This is a genomic window from Lysinibacillus sp. FSL W7-1291, from assembly GCF_038593415.1.
Lineage (GTDB): Bacteria > Bacillota > Bacilli > Bacillales_A > Planococcaceae > Lysinibacillus > Lysinibacillus fusiformis_D.
Window position 1 is genome coordinate 1982367 of the sequence record NZ_CP151994.1, and the last position, 12435, is coordinate 1994801.

The following is a 12435-nucleotide window of genomic DNA, read 5'->3' on the forward strand; positions in this document are numbered from 1 at the left end:
GAATATTAACTGGCTAAAAATATGCTAGATAGCACCTAACTTAAATGATTGATAGGGTTGTAAATATTACGAGACCCGAAAAATTATTGCCAAATGGGAATGATTTTCAGTTATAATGAGGAACGAATGGGATTTAAATAGAACGGAGACGAATGTATGCAGGTAGTTAAACAGTTAGGGCAGTATTTGGGGCCTTATAAATTTTTCACTTTGATTGCGCCGTTATTGATGGTGCTAGAGGTGACGATGGATTTAATTCAGCCAACCATCATGCAGCATATGATTGATACAGGGATTGCCAACGGGGATAATCGTTATGTATTGACTATGTTTGTCTGGATGCTTGGCAGCGCAGTGCTGGGGCTTATTGGTGGAGTCGGTTGCTCGTACTACAGCTCGAAGGCAGCGATTCATTTTGCATCGGATGTTCGACAGGCTCTTTATGAGAAGATGATGACGTATTCAGCCAAGGAGCGGGATGCGTTTACGACAGGGAAGCTGATTACGATTTTAACAAGTGATGTGGAAAGTATTCAGCGCGCGTTTATGATGACGCTACGTATTTTTGTGCGTGGGCCTTTGCTTTTTATCGGAGCAGTGATTATCGTGTTTGTGACAGCGCGTGAGCTTTTTTCCATCCTTCTCATTATCGTGCCGTTGTTGATGATCGCCATGTATTTTTTTACAAAGTATTCAGGTGTGCTGTATCGTCGTGTTCAGGAGGCGATTGATGGGGTCAATACGAAGTTACAGGAAAATTTGGCGGGTATTCGTGTGGTCAAAGCGTTTCGTCGTGAGACACAGCAGGTGGCACAATTTGGAGAATTAAATGAGGCGCTGACAAAGCGTTTCATCACTGCAGAGCAAATCGTAGGGGTACTTGTGCCCTTTACGATGTTTATTGTCAATCTGGGCATTGTAGCAGCACTTTGGCTTGGGGCTATTAAGGTAGAGGCGGGTACTTTGAAAGTTGGGGTCATTCTGGCGTTTATCAACTATTTAACGATTATTTTAAATGGCTTAATGTCTTCTAGTATGGTGCTAATGCAAATTGCACGAGCATTGCCTTCAGGCGAACGGATTGTGGATATTTTAAATAAAGACATTGCGGTGAAGGAATCGGAACAGGCGATTTCTGCATCCATACAAGGTGCGATTGACTTCGATCAGGTGAGCTATCGATACTATGATACAGCAGAGGATGTCCTCAAAAAAATTTCGTTTTCTGTAAAGCCTGGGCAAACGGTAGGCATCATTGGAAAAACAGGTAGTGGCAAATCAACGCTAGTAAAGCTGCTTCCTCGCTTATTTGATCCAACAGATGGTGAAATTCGCCTAGATGGCAGACCACTCAAATCGTATGCCCTCGCAACATTACGTACGCATATCGGCTTTACCTCCCAAAAAGCGTTATTGTTTTCTGGAACGATTGAAGAAAATATTCGACTCGGCAAGGATGAGGCGACAGCCGAGGAAATACAACAGGCAATAGAGGCAGCCTGTGCGAGTGAATTTGTGGAGCGACTTGATAAAGGCTTAGCCCATGAATTGTCACAGGGAGCTACAAATTTATCGGGCGGGCAAAAGCAGCGCCTTGCTTTAGGCCGTGCATTTATTCGTAAGCCTGCCATTCTAGTGCTAGATGATACTACCTCCGCGCTCGATAGTGCGTCGGAGCAGCATGTGCAGCAGGCTATTGCCACACAGTATCAAGACACAACGACATTGATCGTAGCGTCGAAAATTGCCTCGATACAGCAGGCTGATATGATTTTGGTCTTAGAGGATGGCGATATTGTTGGGCAAGGAACCCATCAGCAGTTACTACAAGCCAATACGCATTATCAAGCCATTTATGCGTCGCAGCAAAAGGCTGGTGAACAAAAATGAGTCAAAATCAACCAAAGCAAATGAATTTTGGACGTGGCCCACGTATCGGAGGGCCATCTAAGAAGGCGAAAAATCAAAGAGCAACACTGTTCCGAATATGGCATTATGTCAAACAGCAAAAAGTAGGGATGTTTTTAGCCATCTTTTTTGTCGTTGCTTCTACCTTTTTAAGTCTAGCAGGGCCCTATTTGATTGGGCATATTATTGATGATTATATTATGAAAAAGGATATCGACGGCACGATCCGTTTAGGTATCGTCTTAGCTGTTATTTTTACGGTAGCATCTATTCTGACATGGCTGCAAACCTATGTCATGATTCATGTGGCGATGAAAACAATTCGGACATTGCGGCTGGAACTGTTTCATAAGCTTCAAACGCTCACATTACGATTTTTTGATCAGCGTGCACTTGGTGATTTAATGAGCCGTGTCACAAATGATATTGATAATTTAAATACTGCTCTTGCACAAAGTGTGACGCAAATCGTGTCATCTATTTTAACTGTCATTGGTGTCAGTATTGCGATGTTCACATTGAGCTGGCAGTTAGCCATTGTGACATTGATTATTATTCCGCTTATTGTGTTCACGACCAAGCAAATTATTAAGCGCAGTAGTAAAAATTATGCAGCAAGGCAACGGGATCTTGGCAGGCTGAACGGCTATATTGAGGAAATGATTACGGGTGCGGAGGTCCTCACGCTTTTTGGGAAGGAGCAGCAAACGATTGATACGTTTCATCAGCAAAACGAAAATCTGCGAAACTCCGCCCAACGTGCAGAAATTACCTCTGGCTTATTAGGACCGATTAATAACTTTATGAATAACTTGGGCTTAGCCGTCGTTATCGGAACGGGTGCCTTTTTAGCCGTGAAGAGCATCATTACAGTTGGGATCATTGCCGCCTTCGTGACGTATACACGGCAATTTTTCCGTCCGCTTAATCAGTTATCGAATCTGTTAAATACCTTTCAGTCGGCCATTGCTGGTGCAGAGCGTGTGTTTGAGATTCTAGATGAACCATCCGAGGTAGTAGATCAGCCTCATGCCATCGAGGCAGCATCGCTCAAAGGGGATGTTATTTTCCAGCAAGTATCTTTTAGCTATGAGCCAAATAAGCCTGTGTTAAAAAATATTCACTTCCATGCCAAGGCAGGAGAGACCATCGCTCTTGTTGGTCCAACAGGCTCAGGGAAAACGACGATTATTAATTTACTGACGCGTTTCTATGACGTGGATCAAGGGGAAATTTTAATTGATGGGCACAATATCGAACACTATCAAATGGCGACCATTCGCCAAAGAGTAGGCGTAGTTTTACAGGACACGTATTTGTTCTCTGGCACCATTCGTGAAAACATTCGCTTTGGGAAGCTAGATGCCACAGATGAAGAGGTCGTGGAAGCGGCGAAAATTGCGAATGCCCATCACTTTATTAAATATTTACCAGCCCAATACGATACACCTGTGCAGGCAGGTGGCGCTAATTTAAGTCAGGGACAACGCCAGCTCATCGCCATTGCTCGTGCTATTTTAGAGAATGCTGATATTTTAATTTTGGACGAAGCGACATCGAGTGTGGATACGCAAACAGAGGTCGATATTCAAAAAGGCTTACAGCATTTAATGCAGGGACGCACAAGCTTTGTCATAGCCCATCGTTTAAAAACAATCGAGAATGCCGATCAAATTCTCGTCATTCAACAGGGGGAAATTGTCGAGCAAGGTAATCACCAAACGTTAATGCAGCAGCAGGGCATTTATCGTCATCTCCAGCAAAAATTATTGTTAGAGCAGGTAGAATAGGGAATAATAAAGGTACATCTTCCAGAAAGCGAGGGATAGACATGTATGAATTAAAAATGAAAGAAACAGATGCAAGTGTCATTGAATTTATTGAAAATGTGGACCATCCACAAAAACGAGAAGACGCCTTTCGGTTATTGGACATTTTTACAGAGGTCACAGGCTATGAAGCCAAAATGTGGGGACCGAGTATTATCGGCTTTGGTAGCTATCATTACAAATACAAAACAGGCCATGAAGGGGATGCACCCCGTGTTGGCTATTCCCCACGCAAAGCAAAAATTAGCCTGTATTTCGCCCCAGGTGATGAGCGAGAGCAGCTATTACAGCACTTTGGCAAGCACACAACGGGGAAAGCCTGCGTGTATATTAATAAGCTTGCGGATGTGGATGAAGACATCCTAAAAGCCCTTATACAACAAACCATCGACTTTGTACAAAAAAACTATCCAGATGCTTAGTACTAAGAAAGCTGCCTATCTCAATGTAGGCAGTTTTTTTGATGGAATCACGAAACGTATATTGCAAATGGTCTCAATTTAATGCCTTGGCTAAATCATTTGTAACGTATATATACAGGATACGTCTAAAAATACTAACAAAAAAGAGGGTGTAACATTATTGCGGCCTTCATTGTATTTAAATAAAAGGAAGTGGTAAGAGCAGTAATACTAGATATTACAGAGAAGTTAAAAAAAGTAAACAGATGATATTTAGAGATAGCTAGTCCAAATGCTTTAACAGTGTCCTATTATACTACTAATGATTTTACTATTGGAATAAAATGAATCGTTCAAAGCTATGCAGCCATCTGGTGCCGATATTCAATCGGGGTCAGATGGCTGAGTCATTTTAGGAAGTGTGCAACTATAATTTTTCTCCAAAAATTAATTAGAAATTTATTTTTAATGTGTATCCTTGCAAGTATGAACGGAGAGGAGCTACGTATGAAGAAATTAAAGAAATTATTGGTATACATAGGAGCATTAATCATGCTTGGAATGGTGGTTGTTTGGATCTACCATTATTATTTAGTACAGAAGGAATCTGCTATTTTACAAAATAATGGCACACTAGTAGACGTCGACGGTCATCAAATTAATGTCTATCAGGAGGGAGTTGGCGAGGACACGTATGTATTTATGGCAGGCTCAGGTATTGCAGCCCCAGTGTATGAGTTAAAGGGGCTGTACCGTAAGTTTTCACAGCACCATCAAATAGCCGTAGTGGATCGAGCTGGCTATGGTTATAGTGATGTAGCCCATGATGCAAGAGACATTGAGACAATCCTAGCGCAAACACGAGAGGCTCTGCTACAAAGTGGTCTTCAGCCTCCTTATATACTCGTACCACATTCCATTTCAGGGCTAGAAGCCATTTACTGGGCACAAAAATACCCCGAAGAAGTAAAGGGAATCATCGCGCTGGACATTGGTTTACCTAGTCAATATGTAAAGCATCCAATGGGAACCGTCGATAGATGGATGGTGAAGGGGATGAGTCTAGCAACTAGAATGGGTTTACACCGACTTCTGCCATCACAGGTCTATAATCCGCAAGTATTGAAAATGTCCTTTTTAACAGCAGAGGAAAAGAAAATGTATCAGGCATTGTCCTTTAGACAGTTTTTTAATGAGGATATGAAAAATGAGCTGTTACAGGTCTATGAAAATAGTTTACAATCAGAACAGCTTCCAAAGCCGCAAAACACGCCAATCTTGCTGATTGATGCCATTGCAGAGGACAATAAAGATTCGCAATATACGAAGCAGAAAAGGCAGGATTATGCAGACTTTGCACAGCAATTCACCTATGCACAGGTGGAAGAGGTCAGTGGCACACATAGTATTTATCTTTATCAACCCGATGAAATCTATCAACTAGCCATGATATTTATGAAAACGAATGCTGATAAGAAAGGTCGATAATATGAAAGGATTTACCATTTTAATTGTAGAAGACGATCAAATGATTGGGGATTTGCTACAAAAAATACTACAGCGAGAAGGCTATGAAGCGATTTGGAAAACAGATGGTCGAGACATTATGTCACTCATTCAGCAAGTGGATTTAGTCATTATGGATATTATGCTGCCAGGAGAGGATGGCTATCAATTAAGCAAAAATATTAAACGATTAGGCTTAAATATCCCCATTATTTTTCTATCGGCACGAAATGATATTGATAGTAAGCTAGAGGGCTTAACGGTCGGGGAGGATTATTTGACAAAGCCATTTGACCCGCGTGAGCTTTTGCTTAGGATGCAAAAAATGTTGAGCCAGCAATATGGTATATTGACGCAAATCCAGCATTTATTTATTGATGGGGAGCGGCGTAAAGTGTTTAATCAAAATCTTCATGATGAAATTGCATTGACAGCGATAGAGCGGAAAATGTTCTTTTATTTATTTGACAATCGAGACAGAGTGTTAACAAAGGATCATTTTTTCGACTATCTTTGGCCACTGGATGAACGCAATCATAATATTCTCAATGTCCATATTAAAAAGATTCGAGCAAAGCTACATGATCCAGCAGGCAGCATTGTGCAAAATATTTATGGAGAAGGGTATCGTTTGAATACCTACATCAAAAAATGACCTTAAAAACGAAATACCGTACTTTATTATTTTTGGCGATTGCTAGTGTACCAATTGTGTTATTAAGCATTAGTGTGGCTATAGCTGTTGTTTATGACAAGGTCTTTAAATTGAAAAATGAAGGCATTCCGTTTCATGAATCCTTTGCCTATCCTATTATGCTCGTAGCGTTTGTGCTGTCATTAGGACTGTTAGCATTATTATTCTCAACAACTATCCATTCTTTATTGTCAAAAATCACGATGCTCAATAAAACGATACGGGAATTAGCTAGTAATGAGCGGATACCAAATACGTTAACAGTTAGTAGTGAGGATGAAATAGGACAGCTTATGCAGTCTGTCAATCTCTTAATTGAGCGGACGACTTACCGAGAATTAGAGTTAGCGCAGCAGCAGGAGCTCCAAAAAGAGCTGCTGCAAAAGTTACGACATGACATCCATACGCCCTTGACGGCCATACGTTTACAGTTATTTTTTCTAGAAGATCAATTACAAGGGCAGCCGAAATTGGTGGAATCCTTAAATGCACAAATCCACTATATAACGAATTTAACAAATGCATTTCAGTTACAAGCCTTTGATACAAGTGAAAATTCCTTTGTTGTCCAGGAGGAAATCCAGCTTGTACAGCTACTAGAAACGATGATGAAGAAGTGGCGTTATTTATATCGCATGCAAAACATAGCCCTGCATTTTCACCATGATGACCCACATGCTATTTGGATTAGCAATGAATTATGGCTACAACGTTTATTTGATAATGTCTTCCAAAATACATTAAAGCATGCCCAAGCAACGCAGCTAGAGGTTTCAATAAACAATGGTCAAGTGTTCATGTGTGATGATGGAGTTGGCTTCAAGCCTGATGCCGATTATGCAGGACTTGGGCTCAAAATTATACAGGACATTGCCAAAACATTGAACATCGACGTTTCATTACAATCAAACGACACGGGGACTTCCTTTGGCTTTGCCCAAAAGTCCCTGCAATAACAAAACAACGGCAGCCTTTGCCGTTGTTTTGTCTTAATGAGATTTTCGTTGTTGCAGTAAAAAGAGCGCAAGTCCTAGTAAAATGACGATAATGCCGATCCCTTGTTGAATAGAAATCATCTCATCTAAAATAAAATAAGCTAATATACATGTACCGATCGTTTCGCCTAAAATGCTCATCGAGATAACGGTTGTACTTAACCATTTCAATAGCCAATTAAAAATGGTTTGCCCAAAAATCGTTGCAATAACGGCTAATCCTACAAGAGACCACCAAGTGGATGCTGAATAGTCGAAGAACGATTCCTGCATAAAGAGGGCGTATACAGCTAAGAAGATGGAGCTGCTTCCATAGCCAATGATCGAATAAGGAACAAGTGATAAATCCTTGCGAACAGATTGTCCGATAAAAAAGTAGGCCGTAATAATACCTGCCGCTATAAAGGCAAGGATATCGCCATAAAGAGCTTGTCCACTAATCTGGAAATCCTGCCAGCCGATGATGAAACAACCGATAATGGCTACGCAACAGCCAACAATTGCTCCTTTAGAAAAACGTTCTTTAAATAAAAAATAGCTTCCCACTAAAGAGAATAAAGGTTGTAGTGTTACAATGACTGTTGAACTAGCCACCGATGTGTAGTTTAATGATTCAAACCATAAGACATAGTGACAGGCTAAAAATAATCCTGATAAAATGCCCAGTCCCCACTGTTTTTTGGAGAGGCTCGTCATTTCCTGTCGCAATCCCTTTTGCGCTAATAAAAAGGGGAGTAGCACTAGTAGCGCAAAAAATAATCGATAAAAGGCCGTAATGGCTGGTGGCGCTTCGGCAAGCTTGACAAAAATAGCTGAAGTCGATAATGCAAAGACAGCAAAAAATAAAGAGATGTAATAAAACATGATGAACTCCTATGTATTTGTTTATAATAATAAACAAGATTAATAATATTGCCTAACCTATTATAGTGTAGTCTTCCTCAATAAAATAGGGTTTTTAGAATATCAGCACAAAACTAGAAAAATACACATTATGATAAAAAGGAGTCGTGCCATGCAGTATCATCAATTAGGACAAACCGTACTAAGTTATCGGAAGAAAAATGGTATGACCATTAGAGAGTTTGCAGATTACGCAGGAATTAGTACTTCTTTAATTAGTCAAATCGAACGTGGACAAGCGAATCCATCGTTAAGTGTGCTGGAGTTAATTGCAAAGGCTTTACATGTACCATTGTTTACACTTTTTATTCATGATATCGATACAAGTACACTTATTTCACGCAAGCACAACCGCAAAAAAATATATCGAGAAAACAAGGATCATATTGTCTATGATGTATTAACACCTGACTTTATGAAAGCTCGAATTGACATGCTCATGATGGAATTAAATCCACACGCAGTGACCACGGAAAGTCATTATTGTCACAATGATAAAGAAGAGATAGCAGTGATGATGAGGGGGCAAGGCTATGTAGAGCTAGAAGGAGAAGAGTATGAGCTATTGGAAGGGGATGTTGTGCGGATTCCGCCGAATGTTCGACATCGTTTCCTCAATAAAAGCAATGACAGCATCCACGTATTATTCGTTCTAACACCTTCATTAATATAGAATAAGCAAGGACTAGCGAAGCCTTGCTGTATTCGATACTATTCCGTTTCAAGCAAGGACTCTATTACCTGCTTTAATTGCATAATAGAGGAATGCTTGCTGTCGTTTTCATGATAAATAAAGACCGTTTCAATTACTTTATTGAGATCATCCATGTCATAAAAGTGCAGGTCAGGGCAATGATAAAGTGCCAATAATTTCGTATTTAAGACTGCAATCGTATGCTCAATTTCTAAAAAATCAAGAATACTACTAACGGATTTAATTTCTTTCATTGTGAAAGGAACTTGCTTCATTGTTAGCCATTGTGCCAATGCATGTGTATACATACAGCCTTTACTTAAGACGAGTAGTGTTACTGGCGTTCGTTGCTCAAAATCGATGACATGAGAAGGGCTTGAAATGACCTCAAATGTTTCTGACGCAATTAAATCATAGTTTAAATCGGCATACTGTTTAGTTGGATTACTAGTCAGTGCACAATCCAGCTCAGCATTATGTACTTTGTGATTTAAAGATGTACTTGATTCGACAGTGAAATCGACATCAATTGGACTATGACTCGTTTGGAGTTCGTTCATAATGGATGCACCATAAATTTTAATGGTTGTATGAGAAGTTCCAAAATGGAGGCTCGTTTGAGCAGGTCCGATCATTTGTAAAAATTCTTCATAGTTTTGGGCAACCTGTTTTAAAAATTGTAAATAATGGCTACCTACCTCCGTCAGCTTTAAACCTTGTGGTGTTCGTTTAAAGATCTCCTGTCCAATTTCACTTTCTATTTTTTTTACCTTCGAAGTTAAGGCAGATTGTGTATAATTAGTGATTTCAGCGGATTTACTTAAGTTTTGCCTTTCTAAAAGCTCTATTTTTAAGGCAATGTCTTCAATGTTCATATTGTTCGTCACACACCTATTAAATTTTTTGATAGCTGCTATCATTTTCCTCCATTTTACGTATGCTATCAGTCAACGTAAACTCTAGTTAGCGACAAGGTATACTGCATAAATAAAGCGGTATCAACCTGATGGAGGGTTAACATGCATACATATTATCAATGGGTTATTTTACTAGTGGCTACACTGTCACAGACAGCTTCAACCTTTGTCACCTATGGGATGGGGCCAGTTGCCTCTTTTTATCAAATGGAATGGCACTTAACGTCCTTTCAAACTGGACTGATTGTTTCAGCCGTCAATATAGGGCCGATTTTCTCCATGCTGTTATTTGGCTACCTTATGGATAAAAAAGGAGAAAAGCAGATTATTGGATGGGGCTCCATTATACTGGGCCTGTCAGCCTTCTTGTTAATACCTGTGAACCATTATACGACATTGCTACTCGTATTAATAGTTGTTGGTATCTGGTATGGCAGTGCACAAACTGGCGGCAGTACCGCTATTGTGAAGTGGTTTCCAGATAAGCATCGTGGGCTTGCTATTGGTATTCGCCAGACAGGTATCCCCATTGGTGGGGCACTTTCTTCTATTGTACTAACGTATTTATATCAACAGCACCATCTGTCCACTGTGCATTTGGTACAGGGTTTAGTGGCGATAGGTGGGGGACTTTTATTTTTACTGCTGTATCATGAACCAAAACAGCACGTAACCGTTGCCGCAAATCCTATTTCCTTTAAAGAAAAGATGATGGCTATTCAACATAATCGAGCGCTCTATCCTCTATTTTTTGTCGGCATTGTCATGATGTCCTTACAAATGGTCATCATTGCTCATTTTATGAGCTATTTACATCAAGAGGGCGGCTATACATTAACAGAGGCAGGGAGCTATTTAAGTTTGATTTTGCTGGGAGGCATGCTAGGGAGAATTGTGCTTGCTTGGCTGGGTGACCGATATTTCGCTCATAAACGTGCGTCATTGTTAGTGCTTGTCATGGTTGCCACATTTATGATGATTGGCTGTTTGCCCTTTGTCATACATGGGAAGAGCTTGATGATTATTTTTTGTGGTGTGTTTGGCTTTTTAGCACTCGGCTGGTATTCCTTATATATTACCTGTGTCACCGAGCATTCTGATCCTCAAGCTGTGGGACTTACCGTGAGTGCAGCTTTAACGATTAATCAATTTTTTATTGTCTTAGCACCAACGTTGTATGGTTTTTTAGTTGCTGTTTTCTCAAGTCATCAAATAGCCTTGGATTTCATGGCCATGTTCATCATCATTGGGGCATTTCATTTATACCGAACATCCCAAAGTAGTCTATCGTTTGAAAATTCGGTAAAATAATGGAAAACAGAAAAAGGTGGTAATGGTGAATGACCAGTTCGATTTGGATTGATGCGAAAATAGATAGCGTGTGGCAAGCGATTACAGAGGAACAACTCCTCTCGCAATGGTATGCACCAGGCTCCACCTGGGATATCCCTAAACTCGCAGATGGTGAAAAGATAACGTTTACGTTAATGCCTAATGCGCATAATCAGCTATCTGAAAAGCTACCTATGCAGCTCACGATTCAGCACGTAAAAAAACATGAGGAGTTTTCCTTTTACTTAGAGGTGCCGGAAACGTTGATTGCCATTACGCTAGTACAACAGCACGAGGGGACAACTGTAAGCTTTAACTCACCAGGCTATGAGGCTTCGCTGGCTAATTTAAAGGCATTGCTGGAAGGGGGAGATATCCCTTATCAGTAGCGAACCCTACGTCTTAGGTCTTAGATAAATTTCGAGCGCAGGGTCGTATTTTAAAAGGTTGACTCCTATATAATGAAATTATTGGTAGATTATATGGTGGGAGGAAATCATGTTGAAAAAATTAGTTGGTTTAGGTGTCATAATGGGTACATCTGTATTGGTCTTATCGGGGTGTTTCTCCTTTATTCCAAACAACAAGATGCGAGAGGAAGCCATCTTGGTAGAAAAGGATAAAGTGAAAGCATTAGAGGTAGACATTGATCTAGGTGTTGGTGAACTGACAGTATCGAGCGGTGCGAAGGAATGGGTAGAGGGCAAGGCCGACTATAATATTAAAAAGCTAGCCCCACAGGTAGACTATGATGTCCACGGCGATACGGGAGAAGTGGATATTCAGCATAAAGGCTCTACAAAGCTAGGAATCTCAAATATTAAAAACACTTGGGCAATCCAACTGAATGACAGTATCCCGATGGATTTGACAGTTGAAACAGGCGCATCCCTTGCAAACCTAGATTTACAGGGGCTCCAGCTGGAAAAGCTTGATATTGATGCAGGTGTCGGTGATGTAACGGTTAATTTAGGTGGCGATTGGAAAAAGAGCTTTAAGACATCGATTGAAACGGGCGTCGGTCAAACAACCGTTATTTTACCATCAAAGGTTGGTGTCAAATTAACGACAGAGAAGGGCATCGGATCTTCAAATATAGAGGGTCTTGTATCCAAAGGCCAGGGTGTCTATGTCAACGAAGCCTATGACAAGGCAGATGTTGTGCTAGAGGTTCATTCGGAATTGGGTGTCGGAGATATTACCTTTAAATTAGATCAATAAAGGAAAATGTAGTAGGCTACTTAAAATACAGTAGT

The 12435-nt window shown here is 40.4% G+C and carries 12 protein-coding genes; 10 read left to right on the forward strand and 2 right to left on the reverse strand.

Annotated features, from left to right (window positions below; translation table 11 throughout):
* Nucleotides 1-156: 156 nt before the first annotated feature.
* The 6 genes from NST76_RS09570 to NST76_RS09595 all read left to right on the forward strand — a co-directional run bounded on the left by NST76_RS09570 (nucleotide 157) and on the right by NST76_RS09595 (nucleotide 7294).
* The gene (locus NST76_RS09570) at nucleotides 157-1890 is read left to right on the forward strand and encodes an ABC transporter ATP-binding protein (protein WP_342545093.1); all 1734 of its coding nucleotides are present in this window, start codon (nucleotides 157-159) and stop codon (nucleotides 1888-1890) included.
* Nucleotides 1887-3698: an ABC transporter ATP-binding protein gene (locus NST76_RS09575; RefSeq protein WP_342545094.1), complete on the forward strand. Its 1812-nt coding sequence runs from the start codon at nucleotides 1887-1889 to the stop codon at nucleotides 3696-3698. Before NST76_RS09570 ends, NST76_RS09575 begins: the two co-directional genes overlap by 4 nt.
* Nucleotides 3699-3739: 41 nt before the next feature.
* Nucleotides 3740-4159 carry a DUF1801 domain-containing protein gene (locus NST76_RS09580; RefSeq protein ID WP_036129019.1) on the forward strand — a complete coding sequence of 140 codons (420 nt, stop codon included), beginning with the start codon at nucleotides 3740-3742 and terminating at the stop codon, nucleotides 4157-4159.
* A gap of 486 nt (nucleotides 4160-4645) precedes the next feature.
* Nucleotides 4646-5626: an alpha/beta hydrolase gene (locus NST76_RS09585; protein WP_089932299.1), complete on the forward strand. Its 981-nt coding sequence runs from the start codon at nucleotides 4646-4648 to the stop codon at nucleotides 5624-5626.
* 1 nt (nucleotide 5627) lies between these two features.
* Complete coding sequence (locus NST76_RS09590; RefSeq protein ID WP_342535597.1) at nucleotides 5628-6299, forward strand: response regulator transcription factor; 672 nt, start codon at nucleotides 5628-5630, stop codon at nucleotides 6297-6299.
* A complete protein-coding gene (locus NST76_RS09595) occupies nucleotides 6296-7294 on the forward strand; it encodes a HAMP domain-containing sensor histidine kinase (protein ID WP_342535598.1) in 999 nt (332 codons plus the stop codon). The genes NST76_RS09590 and NST76_RS09595 overlap by 4 nt, the downstream gene beginning before the upstream one ends.
* A gap of 33 nt (nucleotides 7295-7327) precedes the next feature.
* Here the strand turns inward: NST76_RS09595 and NST76_RS09600 are convergent, their stop codons facing one another.
* Nucleotides 7328-8197 (reverse strand): DMT family transporter, encoded by an 870-nt coding sequence (locus NST76_RS09600; protein WP_342545096.1) that lies wholly within the window; start codon nucleotides 8195-8197, stop codon nucleotides 7328-7330.
* Nucleotides 8198-8348: 151 nt separating this feature from the next.
* Between NST76_RS09600 and NST76_RS09605 the strand changes: the two genes are divergently transcribed.
* On the forward strand, nucleotides 8349-8909 hold the full coding sequence (locus NST76_RS09605; protein ID WP_036128998.1) for an XRE family transcriptional regulator: 561 nt from the start codon (nucleotides 8349-8351) through the stop codon (nucleotides 8907-8909).
* A 38-nt stretch (nucleotides 8910-8947) separates the two neighbouring features.
* Here NST76_RS09605 and NST76_RS09610 read toward each other — a convergent pair whose 3' ends face one another.
* Nucleotides 8948-9805: a LysR family transcriptional regulator gene (locus NST76_RS09610; protein ID WP_101966775.1), complete on the reverse strand. Its 858-nt coding sequence runs from the start codon at nucleotides 9803-9805 to the stop codon at nucleotides 8948-8950.
* Nucleotides 9806-9949: 144 nt separating this feature from the next.
* Here NST76_RS09610 and NST76_RS09615 point away from each other — a divergent pair, with 144 nt between their 5' ends.
* From NST76_RS09615 to NST76_RS09625, 3 genes are all read left to right on the forward strand, one after another.
* Entirely contained in the window at nucleotides 9950-11158 is a 1209-nt protein-coding gene (locus NST76_RS09615; RefSeq protein ID WP_271913135.1) for an MFS transporter, read from the forward strand.
* 29 nt (nucleotides 11159-11187) lie between these two features.
* Complete coding sequence (locus NST76_RS09620) at nucleotides 11188-11568, forward strand: SRPBCC domain-containing protein (protein WP_089932294.1); 381 nt, start codon at nucleotides 11188-11190, stop codon at nucleotides 11566-11568.
* 109 nt (nucleotides 11569-11677) lie between these two features.
* Complete coding sequence (locus tag NST76_RS09625) at nucleotides 11678-12400, forward strand: toast rack family protein (protein WP_230594005.1); 723 nt, start codon at nucleotides 11678-11680, stop codon at nucleotides 12398-12400.
* Nucleotides 12401-12435 lie beyond the last annotated feature (35 nt).